The 19,390-nt window shown below is 40.6% G+C and carries 28 protein-coding genes; 8 read left to right on the forward strand and 20 right to left on the reverse strand.

What is annotated here, in order from left to right; genetic code table 11:
- Positions 1–762: 762 nt before the first annotated feature.
- The 18 genes from rplQ to I6E82_RS17735 form a co-directional block, all read right to left on the reverse strand.
- Positions 763–1,164 carry a 50S ribosomal protein L17 gene (rplQ, locus tag I6E82_RS17650; protein WP_002959450.1) on the reverse strand — a complete coding sequence of 134 codons (402 nt, stop codon included), beginning with the start codon at positions 1,162–1,164 and terminating at the stop codon, positions 763–765.
- 39 nt (positions 1,165–1,203) lie between these two features.
- Positions 1,204–2,190: a DNA-directed RNA polymerase subunit alpha gene (locus tag I6E82_RS17655; RefSeq protein WP_002959452.1), complete on the reverse strand. Its 987-nt coding sequence runs from the start codon at positions 2,188–2,190 to the stop codon at positions 1,204–1,206.
- Positions 2,191–2,214: 24 nt separating this feature from the next.
- A complete protein-coding gene (rpsD, locus tag I6E82_RS17660) occupies positions 2,215–2,835 on the reverse strand; it encodes a 30S ribosomal protein S4 (RefSeq protein ID WP_002959461.1) in 621 nt (206 codons plus the stop codon).
- 21 nt (positions 2,836–2,856) lie between these two features.
- On the reverse strand, positions 2,857–3,243 hold the full coding sequence (rpsK, locus tag I6E82_RS17665) for a 30S ribosomal protein S11 (RefSeq protein ID WP_002959471.1): 387 nt from the start codon (positions 3,241–3,243) through the stop codon (positions 2,857–2,859).
- Between the two features lie 12 nt (positions 3,244–3,255).
- Positions 3,256–3,612 carry a 30S ribosomal protein S13 gene (gene rpsM, locus I6E82_RS17670; RefSeq protein ID WP_007584664.1) on the reverse strand — a complete coding sequence of 119 codons (357 nt, stop codon included), beginning with the start codon at positions 3,610–3,612 and terminating at the stop codon, positions 3,256–3,258.
- Positions 3,613–3,736: 124 nt separating this feature from the next.
- Positions 3,737–3,850 (reverse strand): 50S ribosomal protein L36, encoded by a 114-nt coding sequence (rpmJ, locus tag I6E82_RS17675; protein ID WP_002959476.1) that lies wholly within the window; start codon positions 3,848–3,850, stop codon positions 3,737–3,739.
- Between the two features lie 22 nt (positions 3,851–3,872).
- Positions 3,873–5,201 carry a preprotein translocase subunit SecY gene (secY, locus tag I6E82_RS17680; protein ID WP_007584663.1) on the reverse strand — a complete coding sequence of 443 codons (1,329 nt, stop codon included), beginning with the start codon at positions 5,199–5,201 and terminating at the stop codon, positions 3,873–3,875.
- A gap of 10 nt (positions 5,202–5,211) precedes the next feature.
- Positions 5,212–5,646: a 50S ribosomal protein L15 gene (rplO, locus tag I6E82_RS17685; protein ID WP_002959480.1), complete on the reverse strand. Its 435-nt coding sequence runs from the start codon at positions 5,644–5,646 to the stop codon at positions 5,212–5,214.
- 4 nt (positions 5,647–5,650) lie between these two features.
- A complete protein-coding gene (rpmD, locus tag I6E82_RS17690; protein ID WP_002959482.1) occupies positions 5,651–5,833 on the reverse strand; it encodes a 50S ribosomal protein L30 in 183 nt (60 codons plus the stop codon).
- Positions 5,834–5,835: 2 nt separating this feature from the next.
- Positions 5,836–6,342 carry a 30S ribosomal protein S5 gene (gene rpsE / locus I6E82_RS17695; protein ID WP_002959485.1) on the reverse strand — a complete coding sequence of 169 codons (507 nt, stop codon included), beginning with the start codon at positions 6,340–6,342 and terminating at the stop codon, positions 5,836–5,838.
- Positions 6,343–6,351: 9 nt separating this feature from the next.
- Positions 6,352–6,702 (reverse strand): 50S ribosomal protein L18, encoded by a 351-nt coding sequence (gene rplR / locus I6E82_RS17700; protein ID WP_002959486.1) that lies wholly within the window; start codon positions 6,700–6,702, stop codon positions 6,352–6,354.
- A 9-nt stretch (positions 6,703–6,711) separates the two neighbouring features.
- Positions 6,712–7,245, reverse strand: coding sequence for a 50S ribosomal protein L6 (gene rplF / locus I6E82_RS17705; RefSeq protein ID WP_002959488.1), 534 nt, complete (start codon positions 7,243–7,245; stop codon positions 6,712–6,714).
- Positions 7,246–7,258: 13 nt separating this feature from the next.
- The gene (rpsH, locus tag I6E82_RS17710) at positions 7,259–7,651 is read right to left on the reverse strand and encodes a 30S ribosomal protein S8 (RefSeq protein ID WP_197118396.1); all 393 of its coding nucleotides are present in this window, start codon (positions 7,649–7,651) and stop codon (positions 7,259–7,261) included.
- A gap of 21 nt (positions 7,652–7,672) precedes the next feature.
- Positions 7,673–7,978, reverse strand: a complete 306-nt coding sequence (gene rpsN, locus I6E82_RS17715) for a 30S ribosomal protein S14 (protein ID WP_010554914.1) — start codon at positions 7,976–7,978, stop codon at positions 7,673–7,675.
- A gap of 10 nt (positions 7,979–7,988) precedes the next feature.
- Positions 7,989–8,528 (reverse strand): 50S ribosomal protein L5, encoded by a 540-nt coding sequence (rplE, locus tag I6E82_RS17720; protein ID WP_010554915.1) that lies wholly within the window; start codon positions 8,526–8,528, stop codon positions 7,989–7,991.
- A gap of 16 nt (positions 8,529–8,544) precedes the next feature.
- Positions 8,545–8,859 (reverse strand): 50S ribosomal protein L24, encoded by a 315-nt coding sequence (rplX, locus tag I6E82_RS17725; RefSeq protein WP_002959496.1) that lies wholly within the window; start codon positions 8,857–8,859, stop codon positions 8,545–8,547.
- Between the two features lie 10 nt (positions 8,860–8,869).
- On the reverse strand, positions 8,870–9,238 hold the full coding sequence (gene rplN, locus I6E82_RS17730) for a 50S ribosomal protein L14 (RefSeq protein ID WP_002959498.1): 369 nt from the start codon (positions 9,236–9,238) through the stop codon (positions 8,870–8,872).
- Positions 9,239–9,511: 273 nt separating this feature from the next.
- The gene (locus tag I6E82_RS17735; protein WP_197118397.1) at positions 9,512–11,482 is read right to left on the reverse strand and encodes an AsmA family protein; all 1,971 of its coding nucleotides are present in this window, start codon (positions 11,480–11,482) and stop codon (positions 9,512–9,514) included.
- Between the two features lie 233 nt (positions 11,483–11,715).
- Between I6E82_RS17735 and I6E82_RS17740 the strand changes: the two genes are divergently transcribed.
- The 8 genes from I6E82_RS17740 (at position 11,716) to I6E82_RS17775 (ending at position 18,705) form a co-directional block, all read left to right on the forward strand.
- Positions 11,716–12,147 carry a hypothetical protein gene (locus I6E82_RS17740; RefSeq protein WP_197118398.1) on the forward strand — a complete coding sequence of 144 codons (432 nt, stop codon included), beginning with the start codon at positions 11,716–11,718 and terminating at the stop codon, positions 12,145–12,147.
- 8 nt (positions 12,148–12,155) lie between these two features.
- Positions 12,156–12,356, forward strand: a complete 201-nt coding sequence (locus I6E82_RS17745; RefSeq protein ID WP_007584642.1) for a helix-turn-helix transcriptional regulator — start codon at positions 12,156–12,158, stop codon at positions 12,354–12,356.
- Positions 12,357–12,511: 155 nt separating this feature from the next.
- The gene (locus I6E82_RS17750; RefSeq protein ID WP_197118399.1) at positions 12,512–13,675 is read left to right on the forward strand and encodes a hypothetical protein; all 1,164 of its coding nucleotides are present in this window, start codon (positions 12,512–12,514) and stop codon (positions 13,673–13,675) included.
- Between the two features lie 277 nt (positions 13,676–13,952).
- Positions 13,953–14,639 (forward strand): TorF family putative porin, encoded by a 687-nt coding sequence (locus tag I6E82_RS17755; protein WP_024591363.1) that lies wholly within the window; start codon positions 13,953–13,955, stop codon positions 14,637–14,639.
- 192 nt (positions 14,640–14,831) lie between these two features.
- On the forward strand, positions 14,832–15,545 hold the full coding sequence (locus tag I6E82_RS17760; protein WP_076925848.1) for a YIP1 family protein: 714 nt from the start codon (positions 14,832–14,834) through the stop codon (positions 15,543–15,545).
- 55 nt (positions 15,546–15,600) lie between these two features.
- Positions 15,601–16,767 carry an efflux RND transporter periplasmic adaptor subunit gene (locus I6E82_RS17765; RefSeq protein WP_165726609.1) on the forward strand — a complete coding sequence of 389 codons (1,167 nt, stop codon included), beginning with the start codon at positions 15,601–15,603 and terminating at the stop codon, positions 16,765–16,767.
- Positions 16,767–17,474, forward strand: coding sequence for an ABC transporter ATP-binding protein (locus tag I6E82_RS17770; RefSeq protein ID WP_024594267.1), 708 nt, complete (start codon positions 16,767–16,769; stop codon positions 17,472–17,474). The genes I6E82_RS17765 and I6E82_RS17770 overlap by 1 nt, the downstream gene beginning before the upstream one ends.
- Positions 17,467–18,705 (forward strand): ABC transporter permease, encoded by a 1,239-nt coding sequence (locus I6E82_RS17775; protein WP_101216074.1) that lies wholly within the window; start codon positions 17,467–17,469, stop codon positions 18,703–18,705. The genes I6E82_RS17770 and I6E82_RS17775 overlap by 8 nt, the downstream gene beginning before the upstream one ends.
- 13 nt (positions 18,706–18,718) lie before the next feature.
- Here I6E82_RS17775 and I6E82_RS17780 read toward each other — a convergent pair whose 3' ends face one another.
- Positions 18,719–19,048: a Bor/Iss family lipoprotein gene (locus I6E82_RS17780; RefSeq protein ID WP_101163389.1), complete on the reverse strand. Its 330-nt coding sequence runs from the start codon at positions 19,046–19,048 to the stop codon at positions 18,719–18,721.
- On the reverse strand, positions 19,045–19,356 hold the full coding sequence (locus tag I6E82_RS17785) for a Bor family protein (RefSeq protein WP_101163388.1): 312 nt from the start codon (positions 19,354–19,356) through the stop codon (positions 19,045–19,047). Before I6E82_RS17785 ends, I6E82_RS17780 begins: the two co-directional genes overlap by 4 nt.
- Positions 19,357–19,390: the final 34 nt, after the last annotated feature.

Raw genomic sequence — 19,390 nt, forward strand, 5'->3', positions numbered from 1 at the left:
CTGAGTTGTTCGTGCCTCGCTATGCGTTGGCGTTTCCCGTCTCAGTGGGGTCGCATTATAGGGAGATCCGAAAACAGATCAACCCTTTTTTGAAGAAAACTTGAAATAATGTGCTGTTCGCTGAGTATTTGAGCTAAACGCTCAAAAACACAACTAAACTACCATTATTAATAGGTTCATAGAGCTATTTGAAATGAAAGTTGTGGCAACTACTAACGGGTAGAGACACATTTCGATCATCGATGCGGAAAAAACAACCAATAGAGCAAGAGTCGTATTCCTATAATCATTTAAATTAATCAAAAACTGAGAATTAAATTGATCAGCCTATGTTTAATAATAGTTTTACATATTTTAGGAGGAAGTTTACTTAGGCCGTAATGGTTAACTTTACTCTGAGGTTCTTAGTACCGGTATATTTATAAGAGTACGCACGTTATATCTTTTAATCAGCTCTATAAGTAGAAACTTCGTTAGGGATTGCTCTAATTGTAGCTCAATTCGCGGCGGCATTATTAATAGCTGTAAATCACAATATATAGTGGAAATGATCTTTAACTAGAATCTGATAGGCTATTTTGAATGAATGGTAAATAAAGAGTAATTAGGTAGAGCTATTAAAGCAGCTGTCAAAACAACTTATCAATTCAGAATCTATGAGTCATTGCCCATAATAGAAGGTAATTACTGGTTCATATAGTTTGACAAATTTTAGGCAAGAAAAAGCCGAGCATAGGCTCGGCTTTTAGGTTTCTTTAAGACTTACTCTGCAGACTGTGCGTCTTCTTGAACTGCTTCGCTAGTCGCTGGGCGACCAACTAGTTCAATATAAGCCATTGGTGCATTATCACCAGTACGGAAGCCACACTTAAGAATACGAGTGTAACCACCTGGACGATCCGCGTTACGTGGACCGATTTCACTGAATAATTTACCAACAACTTCATTATCACGCGTGCGAGCAAACGCTAAACGGCGATTTGCTACACTGTCAGTCTTAGCCAGTGTGATTAAAGGTTCAATTACACGACGTAACTCTTTCGCTTTAGGCAAAGTAGTTTTGATGATTTCATGTTTCACCAAAGAACCTGCCATATTGCTAAACATCGCTTTACGATGGCTACTGTTACGGTTTAATTGACGACCACTCTTACGATGGCGCATGACCCTATCCTTCTAACTAAACTAATATAGTGATTTAGATTATTCAGCTAAACTTGCAGGTGGCCAATTTTCTAGGCGCATGCCCAGAGAAAGTCCACGTGAAGCTAGCACGTCTTTAATTTCAGTTAGAGACTTCTTACCTAAATTAGGTGTTTTAAGAAGCTCAACTTCAGTGCGCTGAACTAAATCACCGATATATTGAATTTGCTCGGCTTTCAAACAATTTGCTGAGCGTACTGTTAATTCAAGGTCATCAACTGGACGAAGTAGAATAGGATCGAATTCTGGCTTCTCTTCTTTCTCTTCTGGCTCAGTTACATCACGTAAATCTACGAATGCATCTAATTGCTCAGCTAAGATAGTAGACGCACGGCGGATCGCTTCTTCTGGATCTAAAGTGCCGTTTGTTTCCATATCAATGATTAACTTGTCTAAATCTGTACGTTGCTCAACTCGAGCTGATTCAACCGAGTACGCAATACGTTCAACTGGGCTAAATGATGCATCAAGCAACAATCTACCAATTGGACGCTCATCGTCATCAGAGGATAAACGACTAGATGCCGGCACATAACCACGACCACGTTCAACACGAATACGCATGCTGATCTCGCTGTTATTTGTAGTTAAATTACAAATAACGTGATCTGGATTAGCAATTGTTACATCGCCATCGTGCTGAATATCAGCCGCAGTAACAGGGCCTACACCAGATTTAGTCAGGGTCAGAAAAACTTCATCTTTGCCTTCTAACGTTACTGCTAAACCTTTAAGGTTTAATAGTATTTCAATGATGTCTTCTTGAACGCCTTCTTTCGCGCTGTACTCATGTAATACACCGTCGATTTCAACTTCAGTTACTGCACATCCAGGCATAGATGAAAGTAATATACGGCGTAAAGCATTACCCAGAGTATGGCCAAAGCCACGCTCTAATGGTTCTAAAACTATTTTAGAACGCGTTGGGTTGATAGCGTCGATGTCGACTAACCTTGGTTTTAGAAATTCTGTAACAGAACCCTGCATTTTATCCTCTCTTAACTCTTAACTTTACTTAGAGTAAAGTTCGACGATTAGTTGTTCATTAATGTCCGCAGACAGGTCTGAACGCTCAGGTAGACGCTTAAAGCTGCCTTCCAATTTCTTACCGTCAACTTCAACCCAAGTCGGCTTTTCACGTTGCTCAGCCAACTCTAGAGCAGCGATGATACGTGCTTGTGTCTTAGACTTCTCACGGATTACAACAGTATCTTCTGGAGTAATTACGTATGAAGGAATGTTCACAACACGACCATTAACTAAAATCGCTTTATGGCTTACTAACTGACGTGCTTCTGCACGTGTGCTAGCAAAACCCATGCGATATACAACATTGTCTAAACGTTGCTCTAAAAGCTGTAACAAGTTTTCACCTGTATTACCTTTAAGGCGAGCAGCTTCTTTGTAGTAGTTACGGAATTGCTTTTCTAATACACCGTATATACGACGTACTTTTTGCTTTTCACGTAATTGTAAACCGTAATCAGATAAACGACCTTTACGGGCGCCGTGCTGACCAGGTGCAGTCTCAAGTTTACACTTAGAGTCGATAGCTCTTACGCCGCTCTTAAGGAACAGGTCAGTACCTTCACGACGACTCAGCTTGAGCTTAGGGCCCAAATATCTTGCCATGTTATTTCTCCTAACCTATTGTTAAACGCGACGTTTCTTCGGTGGACGACAACCATTATGTGGTATAGGCGTCACGTCAGTAATGTTGGTAATACGGTAACCAGCAGCATTCAAAGCACGTACAGCAGATTCACGACCTGGACCTGGACCTTTGATGAAAACTTCTAGATTTTTTAAACCGTATTCTTGAGCAGCAGTACCTGCACGCTCTGCAGCAACCTGAGCAGCAAATGGTGTAGATTTACGTGAACCACGGAAACCTGAACCACCGGCAGTAGCCCATGATAGTGCATTACCTTGACGGTCGGTAATCGTTACAATAGTGTTGTTGAAAGACGCATGAACATGAGCCATACCATCAGCAACTTGTTTTTTAACCTTTTTACGACGAATTGGTGTCTTAGCCATAATACTATCCCCTTATCGCTTAATAGGCTTACGAGGACCCTTGCGGGTGCGCGCGTTAGTCTTAGTTCTTTGACCACGTAGTGGTAAAGAGCGACGGTGACGTAGGCCACGATAACAACCAAGGTCCATAAGGCGCTTGATATTTAAAGTAACTTCACGACGAAGATCACCTTCAACAGTGTACTTGCCAACTGCATCACGCAGTACGTCAAGAATTTCGTCTGAAAGTTCACCGATTTTTGTGGTTTCGGCGATACCAGTCGCTACTAAGATAGCCTTAGAGCGAGTCTTACCTATGCCATAAATAGCTGTTAAACCAATAACTGCATGTTTATGATCAGGGACGTTAATGCCAGCAATACGGGCCACTAACACATCTCCTATATTCGAATTTGGTAATCATCTGTTTGAAAAGCCCGTAAGGATACTCAAACGAAGACCAAATTACTACTAAAAACACAGGCCGAGAAAACTCAGCCTGCACGCTGTTTACTTAACCTTGCCTTTGCTTATGCTTAGGCTCACTGCAAATTACGCGTACTACACCAGCACGTTTAATAACTTTACAGTTACGGCATATTTTCTTAACGGAAGCACGTACTTTCATTGCTCAACTCCGTAAACTGACCTTATCGACCGTAGCCTTTAAGGTTCGCTTTTTTCAGCACAGAATCATACTGATGAGACATCAGGTGAGTCTGTACTTGTGCCATAAAGTCCATGATCACTACAACGATAATCAAAACTGATGTACCGCCGAAGTAGAATGGCGTTTGCCACGCCATCGTCATGAATTCAGGCACCAGACAGATAAAGGTTATATACAAAGCACCTGCCAATGTCAGGCGTGTCATCACTTTATCAATGTATTTAGATGTCTGCTCACCTGGACGAATACCTGGGATAAATGCGCCAGATTTCTTAAGGTTATCTGCTGTTTCACGTGGGTTAAAAACCAACGCTGTGTAGAAAAAGCAGAAGAAGATAATAGCCGCAGCTAAAACAAGTGAGTACAACGGTTGACCTGGGGTCAGCGTAGTAGCAACAGCTTGTAATACATCAGCGACTGGACCTTCACCTTGGCCGAACCAGCTAGCAATTGTACCAGGGAACAGAATTATACTGCTAGCGAAGATTGGTGGAATAACACCCGCCATATTTACTTTTAGTGGTAAATGCGTGCTTTGAGCAGCAAATACTTGACGACCTTGTTGGCGTTTAGCGTAGTTAACAACAATACGACGTTGTCCACGTTCGAAAAACACTACAAGATAAGTAACAGCGAATACGATTACCGCAACCATCAACAGTACAAAAACATTCAAATCACCTTGGCGCGCCATTTCGACTGTCGAACCAATAGCAGACGGCAAGTTAGCTACAATACCAACAAATATTAGAACAGAGATACCGTTACCGATACCGCGCTCTGTTATTTGTTCACCCAACCACATAAGGAACATAGTACCAGTTACTAAACTCACCACTGCGGTGAAATAGAAACCCATACCAGGGTTAACAACTAACCCCTCCATCATGCCCGGTAAGCTAGAAGCAATACCGATTGATTGAATAGTAGCTAGCACAAGCGTGCCATAGCGTGTGTACTGGCTAATTTTTTTACGCCCTTGCTCACCTTCTTTCTTAAGCTCTATAAACGGAGGATACATATGCGTTAATAGTTGCGTAATAATCGAAGCCGAGATATACGGCATAATACCCAGTGCTAACACTGAAGCTCGCTCAAGTGCACCACCACTGAACATGTTGAACATCTCAACAATGGTGCCCTTTTGTTGCTCGAAGAAATCGGCAAGTACAGCGGCGTCAATCCCAGGGATCGGCACAAATGAACCTAGACGGTAAATTATGATAGCACCCAATACGAAGAGTAATCGGCGCTTCAATTCCGAAAGTCCACCTTGTGCACTTTTTGTATCTTGACCTGGTTTAGCCATTAGTACTTCCTTAGTCTTCTACCTTGCCTCCGGCAGCTTCAATAGCTTCGCGAGCACCTTTAGAGGCTTTAAGGCCTTTAACGGTAACAGCGCGTGAAACTTCGCCAGATTTAACAACTTTAACGAAAAGAACGTTCTTTTTAACTAGACCAGCTGCTTGTAACGCGCTTAGGTCTACCACATCGCCTTCTACTTTAGCGATTTCAAAAAGGTTTATTTCTGCAGATACTAAAGATTTGCGAGAAGTAAAACCAAATTTAGGTAGACGACGTTGCATAGGCATTTGACCGCCTTCAAAACCAACGCGTACTTTGCCGCCAGAACGTGATTTTTGACCTTTGTGACCACGGCCGCCAGTCTTACCTAGACCAGAACCGATACCACGACCAACACGTTTTGGAGCAGTTTTTGAACCTGCAGCAGGTGAAAGTGTATTCAAATGCATCGAATTAACCCTCTACCTTAACCATGTAAGAAACCTTGTTTATCATACCACGTACACATGCTGTGTCTTCTAACTCAACAGTGTGGTTGATACGACGTAAACCAAGACCGCGTAATGTAGCTTTATGTTTCGGTAAACGACCGATAGAGCTTTTTACTTGTGTTACTTTTACAGTTTGATTTGCCATGGTTACCCCAGTATTTCGTCTACGCGAAGGCCACGTTTAGCAGCGATTGACTGTGGAGAATTCATATTCTCAAGAGCCGAAATCGTTGCACGTACCACGTTGATCGGGTTAGTAGAACCGTAACATTTAGAAAGTACGTTCTGCACACCAGTAACTTCTAGTACTGCACGCATAGCACCACCTGCAATGATACCAGTACCTTCAGATGCTGGTTTCATGAACACTAGTGAGCCAGCATGACGTCCCTTAACAGGATGCTGTAATGTGTTGCCATTTAGGTCTACGTTGATCATGTTACGACGTGCTTTTTCCATTGCTTTTTGAATAGCAGCTGGAACTTCACGTGCTTTACCATAACCGAAACCTACTTTACCTGCGCCATCACCAACTACAGTTAGTGCAGTAAAGCTAAAGATACGACCACCTTTAACTACTTTAGACACACGGTTCACCGCGATTAGCTTTTCAGCTAGATCAGGCTGTTGTTGCTTTGCTTCTACGTTAGCCATAGTCTACTCCTAGAATTGCAAACCGGCTTCACGCGCAGCATCAGCTAGCGCCTTCACACGGCCGTGATATTTAAAGCCACTGCGATCAAAAGCAATCTTTTCGATGCCTTTGTCAGCCGCACGTTCAGCAACCGCTTTGCCAACTGCTTGCGCAGCTTCAACGTTACCGGTGCCTTTAACTGTTTCGCTAATAGCCTTTTCAACAGTAGAAGCAGCAGCCAGTACATTACCCTCAGCATTTACTACTTGAGCGTATATGTGACGTGGCGTGCGGTGGATAACAAGACGCGTTGTGCCTTGTTCAATATAATTTCTACGAGTGCGTTTAGCACGACGTAGACGAGCTGTTTTTTTATCCATCGTCTTACCTTACTTCTTCTTAGCCTCTTTACGGCGTACATTCTCATCTGAATAACGAACACCCTTACCTTTATAAGGCTCAGGTTTACGGTATGCACGAATGTTAGCAGCTGTTTGACCAACTAACTGCTTATCTACGCCCTTAACTAGAACTTCTGTTTGGCTTGGAGTTTCAATCGTAATTCCTTCAGGAACTGCGAAATTAACTGGGTGTGAGAAGCCAAGAGTTAAATCTAATGTTTTACCCTTAGCTGCAGCACGGTAACCCACGCCTACTAACTGAAGTTTCTTCTCGTAACCTTCATGCGTACCAACAACCATGTTGTTGATTAGAGCGCGAGCAGTACCTGCTTGAGCCCATGCATTAGCTACGCCATCACGAGGTAAAGTAGTAATAACGTTGTCATTAACTTGTACTTCAACAGCGTTGTTGATAGTACGAGTAAGTTCACCGTTTTTGCCTTTAACTGTGATTTCCTGGCCTTTTAATGTAACTTCTACACCGGCAGGAACAGTAATTGGTGCCTTTGCTATGCGAGACATAGTTCCCCTCCGATTAAGCTACAAAACCAATGATTTCACCACCAACACCAGCACTACGTGCTGTGCGGTCTGTCATTAGGCCTTTAGAAGTTGATACGATAGCGATACCAAGACCACCCATTACCTTAGGTAATTGGTCACGTTTCTTATAGATACGTAGACCAGGGCGACTTACACGCTGGATATTTTCAATTACAGCTTTGCCTTCGAAGTACTTCAACTCGATAGAAAGCTCAGGTTTAGTTTCACCGCTAACGGCGAAATCTACGATATAACCTTCGTCTTTTAGTACTTTAGCTAATGCTACTTTCAGCTTTGAAGTTGGCATCGTTACAGATACTTTCTTCGCTGATTGACCGTTACGAATTCGTGTAAACAAATCCGCGATAGGATCTTGCAAGCTCATAGTCTTACTCCCATGATTCTATTACCAGCTAGCCTTTTTAAGGCCAGGAATTTCACCGCGCATAGCTGCTTCGCGAACTTTAATACGGCTCATGCCGAATTTGCGAAGGAAACCATGTGGGCGGCCCGTAATGTTACAACGATTACGTTGACGTGCAGGGCTAGAATCACGAGGTAAAGCTTGTAGCTTAAGTACCGCGTCCCAACGATCATCTTCAGATGTATTAACATCACTGATGATAGCTTTTAGTGCCGCGCGCTTTTCAGCGAACTGAGCAACTAGTTTTGTGCGCTTTGCTTCGCGCGCTTTCATAGAATTCTTTGCCATAACCCTACCCTTATTTCTTAAATGGGAAGTTAAACGCTTCTAACAACGCACGGCCTTCCTCATCAGATTTCGCAGAAGTAGTGATAGTAATATCCATACCGCGTACACGGTCTACTTTATCGTAATCGATTTCTGGGAAGATGATTTGTTCACGTACGCCCATGCTGTAGTTGCCACGTCCATCAAAAGACTTAGCACTTACGCCACGGAAGTCACGAATACGTGGGATAGCGATTGATACCAAACGCTCAAAAAAGTCCCACATACGCTCGCCGCGTAGGGTTACTTTACAACCAATCGGGTAACCTTCACGCACTTTGAAGCCAGCAACAGATTTGCGTGCTTTAGTGATTAGAGGTTTCTGACCAGAGATTGCTGCTAGATCCGCTACTGCGTTATCTAAAATCTTCTTGTCAGCTAGGGCTTCGCCCACGCCCATATTCAATGTGATCTTTTCGATCTGAGGGACTTGCATGACAGAGCTGAAACCAAACTTCTCTTGAAGTTCCGCAACTACTTTGTCTTTATATACTTCATGCAGTTTCGCCATCATTCTACTCCAACTATTAGATAGTTTTACCAGTAGATTTAAAGATACGTAATTTCTTACCATCTTCAATCTTGAAACCTACACGATCAGCTTTACTCGTTTCCGAGTTGAAGATCGCAACGTTTGATGCATCCATAGATGCTTCTTTCTCAACAATGCCGCCAGCTTGGTTCAATTGTGGAACCGGCTTTTGGTGTTTCTTGATCAAGTTTATGCCTTCGACAAAGATTCGACCAGATTCAGTAACAACTGAAAGCACTTTTCCGCGCTTACCTTTGTCTTTACCTGCTAGTACGATTACTTCGTCATCACGACGTATTTTTGCTGCCATGATTGGCTCCTTACAGTACTTCTGGGGCTAGTGAAACGATTTTCATGAACTTATCATTACGAAGTTCGCGAGTCACAGGGCCGAAAATACGTGTACCAATTGGCTGCAAGTTATCATTTAAGATAACAGCCGCGTTGCTGTCAAAACGGATCAAAGAACCATCTGGACGGCGAACACCTTTTCTGGTACGCACAACTACCGCGTTTTTAACATCACCTTTCTTCACTTTACCGCGAGGAATAGCTTCTTTTACAGAAACTTTAATGATGTCGCCAATCGCTGCGTAGCGACGGTGTGAACCACCAAGGACTTTTATACACTGCACTTTGCGAGCGCCGCTGTTATCAGCAACTTCCAGCTGAGTTTGCATTTGGATCATGTTAATGACCTCCGGTGTAGTAATTACAACGTGTCTAAAATTCGTTTAAAAATCAGACATTTCGATTAAATCCCAATCAAAAAACAAACGAGTTGTCTCTTAAGGGCGGGCAATTGTACCAGCATTGAGGGGGTAGTGATAGGTTATTTTTTAATTAATTTAGAGCGTATGGTTATTAAAGTTGAGTAATTACGGCTATGTAGCTATTTTACAGATGGTTACAAAACAAACAAGGCACTATATAAGTGCCTTGTTTGTTTTAACTATAGATGATTAACCGAATAAACCTTTTAATTTATCTTTAATCTTATCCTTTGCTTTGTCTTTGGCTTTTTCTTTTGCCTCATCAACCTTCTGCTTAGCTTCATCTTTAAGCGCATTGCCTACATCAAGCTTTATACCAACATCGTGGAAAGGCCCTTTTATACGTAGTGGTATTTTAAAACCAGTGCTGTCATCAGTGGTCCCCTGTCCTTCGATTGATCCAACTATGCCTGTAACCAAACGGTAATTAACTGTTGTTTGTGGTAAATCAACATCGCCTTCACCTGATATTCTAACGAGTGGGCTAATAAGTGATAAATCAGTATTTTTACCAACACCATTAGTAAAGTTAAAACTTCCTGTTAGTGCAGAGAAATCTGTTTGCTCTGATTCTTCAAACCCGGTATCCAGCCCTTCAGACGCAGCACCAAAGTTTCCTGAAATGAGTTCCTTACCTTTACGAACCATCTCAGCTATATTCGCACCTTTTACGGCTCCATCAGCAAACTCAAATCCAAGTTTTCCGTTAAGCGCACCAATAAACGACTTTTGACTTTGGCCAGTTGTGTTTAGGTTCCAATTTAAAGACCCCTTACCCATTAGCTTGTCAAAACCTGCCGCATCAGTTAATAGAGGCTGTGCATCTATACCAGCTAAGTCAAAGTTAGTTGATATTTTATAAGGTACTTGTTGTGCGTTTACATTGATAACGCCTTTACCTGACCCTTCATAAGCAGAAAAGCTATCTAGGCTTAGTTTTGCAATGCTATTTTTTAAAGCAACAGTAAATTGATTTGCGCCCAACTTAATATCGTTAGCTTTTAATCCACTTGAACGAATAACTACATTCGCATCTAGTGAATTTAACGCACTTAGATCAATTTTAGTGTCATCCCATACTATTGGCTCTGCAGGTTTATCATTTTGCTCTACTGGCTCTTCTTGTTTTGCTACTGCTTCAGGTAGGTACGGGTTTAAATCAAGCATACCTAAATCGATATCAGCATTTACAGCTAAACGCTTTCCTAGGTTAAGCTCGCTCTTACCTTTTATTTCCAATGCGTCTAACGTCGCAACTAAATCGTCTAAATTAAATTTCTCACCTGCTAGGTGCATTTTACCGTTTACACTGAATGCGTTAAAAGCATTGTCTTTAGCGTCTAACTCTACACCTTGCCATTTTGCAATACTTTTAACAGACTCACCGCTTAGTGATAACTGACCTTTAATATCTTGTCCTTGCCCAGCGATGCTCCCTTCGAACGTTAAATCAACTAAACGAGAATCTAAGGTTTGTTTAACATTAAAAGTAGCACCTTCAATTGCTTTAGCAGGAGTATCTAATTTTATATCAAGCTCAAAACGCTCCTGCATATAAGTAATACCCCCTTTTACTTCTAATGTTTTACGAAGTGATGGAAGTAAAATAGCGAGTTCTAAATCACTAATTTGTTGCTTAGCACCTGTTAGACCATCTAGATAAGTAAATGTGCCGCCATAAATAGCAACCTCACCTAACTCAATATCAAAGTTATCTGGAAGCTTTATCGCTTCACCTGATTGGCTTTGCTCTTTAGGTTGCTCTGCAACTGCATCAAAAAACTGCCAATTAGCTTTACCATTTTTGTCAGTTTCTAATAGGATATTTGGTTCGTTTATAACAAACTTATCTAATTTAAACTCACCACCAAATAATGAAAACCAAGGTATGTGTACAGCAAGCTGTTTCATACTCGCCATATCGGCGCGCGAACCTGATTCCATATTTGCAAAATGCACGTCGTTAAGTTCTAACTTTAATGCAGGGAATACGCTAAGTGTTTTATCACCTTTAATAGTAAGAGTGCGCCCAGTTGTTTGTTCTACCTGCTCAGACACTTTATTAAAAATAGTATCAGTAGGGATTAAAAACGGTGCGGCAACAATTAGTGCTATACATAGTAAAAGTATTACACCTACAATTTTAAGTAAAGTTTTCATGATCGTCCTTTCAAACGTGCAAATAATGTTCTTATCATAGCGAGTGTTAGCCTTAAAATCATTGTAGTTGATGTAAAAAAGCCACTAAAACCATTTTACTTGTTATATGTGAATCTTTCCTGAAACATTTTGATACCTTTAGGTTACAAATAAATATTGACCCGGTGATACCCCAAGGTTACATTGATACCCAGAGGTTACAAAAAATAAAATACTATTACAGGATGAATACTATGAAACAACAGGATATTAAAACTGAAGAACAATTTATGGGTCAAAACATATGGATTAGTTTAAGCGCAGGGATAGTTTGTTTATTTCTCTGTGTTTACTCACTAATAAAACAAGATCAACATATTGGAGGGCTTTTAACTGTTGGAATGGGCGTTTTTTTTTATATAGTTATAGTGATTATTTATCTCATTAAAGGGGGTTTTCCGTTAAAAATGTATTTTCAATACGCTTATAAAGATGAGTTTCTAAACACCATTGACACTAATGCATATAAACATACAAGTTTTGCATTTGGGTTTTGCCTTCTGGGTGTTTTTTATATAAGCGATGAAATACCTACCGAATTTTCGCATGCAACTATGGCAATATTCTACCTCGGTATCATGCTCTTGGTATATGGCGCTTCATTGCTTTGGCAAAATCGTGATTAGGAGTGGATATGCAAAATAACATAGCAAAGTATCGAAAAGAGGCCGGGCTTTCACAGCAAGAACTTGCTGATGCTATTAAAGTGTCGCGCAAAACAATAAGTACCGTAGAAACAAACCGGTTTACGCCGTCGGTAATAATTGCTCTAAAAATAGCAAAGCATTTTAATACCTCAGTTGAAAGTCTCTTTGTACTGGATGAAAATGATTGATACATGTTAAAGCATTAGTCTCATTTTATTAGCAAAAATACTGATTTAGTCACTTCAATTACGACGTATGGAGGACAGCGCTGTTGTTATTAGCGTAATTGCGCTAAAATAGACCAGCAAAAAAATATATATCTAAACCGGAGATTCTACAAGGCATGAAAAAACTGCTAATTTCACCGTCAAAAATGACGCTAGGCGAACAAGAAAATCAAATCTATCAGAACATTCTGAAGCAATCTTCAGAGTTAAGCCTTAACCTTATGGCCGTGAAAGTAGAAAACCACCCTGATGATTTTTTACCTTGGTGTTACGAATTGCTAAGTGCAAGCAGAGATCGTATGAACTACGATTTACTAGAGCCACAGCAGTTACCAGTACTTAAGAAGCTACACGATCAGCTTATTTCAGCTATCAGCTTTTTACAGGTTAAAACTTTACGTATTGCTCCGTGGCCTGTTGTAAGTGTATTTGTAGAACAACACAAAGACGTTATTGCACTTGATGAACAGCTTCGTTTGGTAGACTACATCAAAAGCATTCGTGAACAGTCTCTTAAAGATATGATTCCTGAAGACTTACTTGCGTTTAGCGGTAAGCACATGGCATCACTTGATCCAAGCACATACAACTTTGACGTTGAATGGTTTGCATCTACAAAGAGTGCAAAGAGCTTCCATCAAATGCTTGGTGATTTACCAGGTGCTTTTGACGATGCACTAGTGAATATTCCACTTGAAGGTGATATTACTCAGTACGAGTATCAGAAATTTGTTGCTGCTTATTCAAAAATATTCACCGACAACAACGAAAAACCAACACTTGCGCCTGCAACACGACTGCTTGCAATGCGTCGCCCTGATTTATTTACTCCGATTACAAATAATCGATTAGATGCATTATGTGGTGCCCTTGGTGTTTCTAAACTTAAAAATAGTGATTTTGAGCGTTACTGGCAAGATATCGTAAAAGGTATTCAAGCTATGTCATGGTACAAAATGGCTAAACCTAGTAACGAGTTAGAAGAACAATTGGTTGCTATTAAAGCATTAATTCCATGTTTCTTTCACTACGCTGATGCTAAAACACCAGATAACTCTAACTACATTAAACTGCTAACCAAGCCTAAACGTACTACAACTACAACAGGTAAAACTCAGCGTAGAGGTAAAGAGTCTGCAGAGATTTTAGTAGACCGTGCTCTTGCTGCTGACGATATTCCTGAGCATATTCGCAGTAAACGTGATTCAATTGTGAGTGAAGTACAAAAAGGTCGCAGCGTAAACGAAACAATTAGCCTTATGCGCACTATATTCGGTTAAAATCTTCTAATTTAGCCGTACTTTTATGGTGCGGCTAGGTTAATTTATGCACCAGCAGTGTGCGCAACATCTTCCTTCATGTTATACCCCCATCCTATTCATAAAATTCAAGCTCATGTTTTTAATAAATAAAAAATAATTTTTAATAAAAAACAATGAAGCTGGCACACACAGTGCAATTATCCCGTTAGTTAAACAATAAAAAGCCGTCAGCCTAAAGGTTCCGATTACATAATAAAAACCTTGGCGAGCAAAAATCATATAACGGGAAATGGACATGCTAAAACTAAAAAAAACCATCGCTATCAGTGCTATAGCATTAATGGGCGCAACATCTTTAACGTCAACAGCCGTACATGCTGAAGTAACTGCTAATGCAGCGGCAACATCAAACTACTTATGGCGTGGTCAAGAGCAAACTGGGGGCGATGCAGCTATTTCAGGCGGTATTGATTACGCTAATGAATCGGGCTTTTATGCAGGTACTTGGGCTTCAAATGCATCGTGGGCAGATGAAATGACCTATGAGCTTGATTTATATGCAGGCTTTGGTGGCGACATTAACGAAAGCGTTAGCTATGATGTTGGCTATATTTATTACGCTTACCCAGACGCAGCCTCTGAAGCTGACGCAGATTTCTCTGAAATTTACGGTAGCATCAGTGTTGAAGGCTTTACCTTTGGTGCTTCAGTACTAGCAACATCAGCTGCAAGTGGTGATGGTACAGACTTTGGTGATTCACTTTACCTGACAGCTGACTACGGTTTTGCTGTTGGCAGTAACGGCACTGAAATGGCACTTCACTTAGGCCACTACTCTGGTGACTTTATTGGTGATGACAATATCTTAGATTACGGTGTATCAATTTCGAAAGATGGGTTCACTTTTGGTTTATCTGATACAGATATGGATGACTCAGATATTAAAGCTTACGTTGCTTATTCTGTAGACTTTAATTTATAAGAAAGAATGTGTTACTTGCTGCAACACGAAGGGCCTTTTGGCCCTTTTCTTATTTTTGAACAAGCCCCTTCACACCTGTTAACAAACCGTTACAATTGAATGAAAACAATACATACATTTTCCTTTATTCTATTACCTAGTCACTGGGCATTTATAACTGCCTAGCCATAAAATAGGTATAAAGGAATAATAATGAAATCACCTAACGCGTTTAGCGCCCTACTCGATATTTATATAAGTCCTAGTAAAGCTTTCAATGGTGTTGAACACGCCAGAGGTTGGTCATGGCTTGCTTTTATAGTCATGTCTTTAGTTTCAATGGCGAGTATTTATATTTTTTATTCCACTGTTGATATGCAGTTTTTGATTAATGAGCAAGTAGCAGCATCAACTATTGATGCGACGATTGGCGAGCAAAAAATGATTCGCCAAAGTATAGAGCAAAATGCAGAAGGCCAAGTATGGTTTGGTTTGTTTGGCGGCGTAATTGCGCTGGCTATCATGAATGCATTAATGGCACTTTATTATATGCTTGTGGCTAAACAGGATCCTGCATCAGAACATAGCTACGGAGCTTGGTATGGATTCTCTACCTGGACAATGATGCCAGTTGTTATTTCAAGCCTAGGAACAATTGCTCTTGTACTAAGTGCAAGTACAGATCAAATATCTCAACAAGCCGTATTTAGCTATGCATCCATTAACCAATTAATAATAGGACTTGAAATTGGCCATCCTTTTTATAGCTTATTAGAATCAATAAACTTGTTTAGCTTTTGGAGCATTGCGCTGGGAATGATCGGCTTAAAATGCTGGACTAATTTTTCAACTAACAAAGCACTCCTATTCTCTGCTCTTCCTTCAATTATTATTTTTGGTATTTGGGCAATCATTGCAGCAAGTTAACTCTTAAGTGGAGGTAGATACTAGCTCCACATTACTTAATTCACGGATAGATAAAATGAAAAAAGCAATAATCATCACACTCGCTGTAGGCGCATTTATAGCCCTAATTGTGTCAAAGCAAATTTCTGGCGATGAAAAACAAGCCGAAGTAAATATTGCTCAAGTAGAGCTTGGCGACATTGCTGACTCAATAATGGCTTCAGGTAATTTAGTTTTTAATACACAAGTGCAATTACGCTCTGAAGTGACAGGCCGAGTGGATAAAATATTTGTTCAAGAAGGCCAAGGAGTTAAACAAGGCGATATGTTAATGCGCCTTGATACAACTGCTTTTGAATCAGAAGTTACCCGTAGTAAAGCAATCCTTCGCGCCACAGAGATTGAAATTAAACATAGTAGAACACGCCTGACCAATCTAGAGCGACAACTTAAAAGACAAAAAGACTTATACGATGTAGGTTTAGGTAATCAAGAAAGCTATGAGAACATTGAAAGCGCACGCGATCTAGCTAAAATCGATATTGAATCACGAATAGAGTCGTACAACCAAGCACAAGCGTCACTACAAATTGCGCAAGATCGCTTAAGTAAAAGTGTATTTAGAGCTCCAATGAGCGGCTTGCTTGCATCTGTAAATATTAAAGAAGGTGAAACCGTTATAGCCGGTACTACTAATATTATTGGCTCTGATTTAATGCTAGTAGCCGACCCAAGTGCTATTTTAGCCGAGCTACGTGTGGATGAAACCGACATTGCGAGTATTAAGCTTAACCAAAAAGCGAATATTTATGCGGCTGCATACCCTAATAAACCATTTAGTGGCACAGTAATCAATATTGGTACTTCAGCTAAAAACCAAGCCGGCTCTCAAGGTTTATCGTTTAAAGTAAAAGTATTACTCGACACTACTGAGCGCCAGCTATATGCAGGAATGAGTTGTAGAGCAGAGATCGCAACAAGCATTGCCGAAAACGGTTTAAAACTTCCAATAGAAGCAATCCAAAAAGAAGACGATAAAACATTTGTATGGCGACTAAATAGTGATAACACCGTTAGCAAAATTGCCGTAACTGTTGGAATATCATCTGATATAGAGCAAGCCATTACTGACGGCTTAAATGAGGGCGACAAAATAGTTATTGGCCCTGCGCGCCCAGTAAGTCTTCTGACTGAAGGTGATGTGGTAAAACTTAAATCAGATGCAGACAAGGAAGAAGCCTAATGTCTGCGGTAATCAAGCTAGAGCATATTAATAAACAATACAAAATGGGCTCAGAGGTATTTAAGGCACTTGATGATGTAAACGTACATATAATGCAAAACGAATACGTGGCGATTATAGGACCTTCTGGTTCAGGCAAGTCGACCTTGATGAACTTATTAGGCTGTTTAGATACACCCAGCAGTGGCGAATACTACTTAAAAGATAAACTAGTAAAAAGTATGACCGAGACAGAGCTTGCTCATCAGCGTAATGAAAGTGTCGGGTTTATATTTCAAAGCTTTAACTTAATACCACGTGCAACCGCACTAGAAAATGTAATGCAGCCTTTAGTATATCGCTTTATCCCTAGCAAACAGCGCAAGCAACAAGCTCTAGAAGCACTAAAGCGGGTAGGTCTCGGTGATAAAGTTAATCATTTATCTAGCCAGCTATCGGGCGGGCAACGTCAACGTGTTGCTATTGCCCGCGCTTTAGTCACAAAACCACATATATTATTAGGAGATGAACCCACAGGTAATCTTGATAGTAAAACGACCCGCGAAATTATGGATTTGTTTGATGAGCTGCATAACGAAGGTCACACTATTATTTTAGTAACACATGAGCAAGAAATTGCCGATCATTGCCAACGCGTGATTCGTTTAGTGGACGGTAAAGTGGTAAGTGATGTAACTAAAGATGAAGGAATCAAGCAGCATGTTTAAATCAGCTCTTGCGATAATGGAAGGCACTAAGGCCGCTTTTTCAGCTATTAAAGCTAATGCAATGCGCAGCGCACTGACCTGTTTGGGCATTATTATTGGTGTTGCCGCCGTAGTTACTGTCGTTGCAGTAATGCAGGGTTTTACAAAGCAAATAAACGATCAACTTGCTGATATGTCGCCAGATGTAACAACAATAAAGCCTTACACCAGTATTGAACTCGAAATGGTTGGTAAAAATGCCAAGCTTACCTACGACGATTTTTTAGCTTTAAAGTCGCGTATAAAAGAAGCTGAAACGCTAACTGCCCTAATGTTTACCTGGCGCTTTTCGGGGGGAGCTGAGTATGGAAATAAAAGCCATTCATCGCGTGTTATCGGTACCGAGCAAGACTATCAAAAAGCGTATCGTACTTATCCTGAACTTGGTCGTTTTATTCGTGCTGAGGACGATGATAAACGAAGAAGGGTCGCATTTATCGGCCCTTCAATCATAGAAAAGCTAAACCTTCCTGAAAACCCAGTAGGTGAATATATAAAGCTAGGTGGTGAATGGTTTAGAATTATTGGCGTTGCTGAAAAACAAGGTAGCTTATTTGGTTTTGACCAAGACGATTACATTAATATTCCAATTAGTACCATGAGTGCTTTAGAAGGCGGAAGTACACAAACTAATGTGCAAATTATGTTTAGGCTGAATGAAGGTACTAACGAAGAACAAGTGCTTGCAAAAATAACTCGTGTATTGCGCCAACTGCATAAACTAAAAGAGAAAGATGAAAACGACTTTGAATTTGAAACCGCTGAAAAATCTCGTGCCCAAATAGATAAATTTACCAGCAGTGCTACCGCTATTACTGCAGGTATTGTTGGCATTAGCTTACTCGTTGGCGGAATTGGTGTTATGAACATAATGCTCGTGTCGGTAACTGAACGCACACGCGTTATTGGTACATTAAAAGCACTAGGCGCAACGCCTGGCTTTATTATGCTGCAGTTTTTAGTTGAAGCCGTTGTGCTTTCACTCTTTGGTGGCTTAATAGGACTCATTATAGGATATGGCGCCGCAGGGCTTATTTCGTTTTTAGTCCCTAGTATGCCTGATGCATATATACCAGCATGGGCTGTAATACTATCGTTCGGATTTACATCAATGATTGGGATTATATTTGGTTTAGCCCCTGCTATTAAAGCAGCAAGACTAAACCCTATAGATGCACTGCGTTACGAATAACTATTTTAAATAATTATTTAGCTTTAAATGGTACCTTATTACATTGTACTTCTACTGTTTTAGGGTACCAAGCTGGGCCGATTTGATTCACAACCACCTCAGCTAAACCATTAGTAAACGATTTATACGTATGAACGCTTTGCCACTCCCCTTGTGGGCAATGTGTTGTTAAATCTAACGGCTCTGATCCCTCGTACAACGCAAGTGCAAAATTATGATGCCACTGTGAGCTTTTTAGCGTTTTATTGCTTACTTTGCTCTGTATACCGTTATCAAAGTAAATATTTGTACACCCCGTTAAAATAATCAGTGTGCAACCGGCTGCAAATAGCTTGATGCTCATAATGTCTCCCCTAGTATTTGCTCTTGGCACCACACTTTAATGGTATGGGGCGAGTATATTCCAAGCGTAATTAAACTCAGCGCTCCATCACTAAACGTTTGTTGTGACTGCATTTGAATAACCGGTGTATTTGAACATATTTGTTTTACGTCTACCCGCTGCTCACCCACTAATCCCCATAAATAAAATGGGCGGCTATCTTCGAAATTAGCTTGGCTCGTTATTTTTGCTGTTGCCTGTGGCTGAATGGTTACCGCAGAACAAGCACTGAGGCTTAATGCTATCGCCCCTATAATTAATGGTTTCATACTCTTCCTTATAAACTAAATACCAGTAAGGTAA

The organism is Pseudoalteromonas sp. NZS11 (assembly GCF_015864765.1).
Taxonomy (GTDB): Bacteria; Pseudomonadota; Gammaproteobacteria; order Enterobacterales; family Alteromonadaceae; genus Pseudoalteromonas; species Pseudoalteromonas arctica.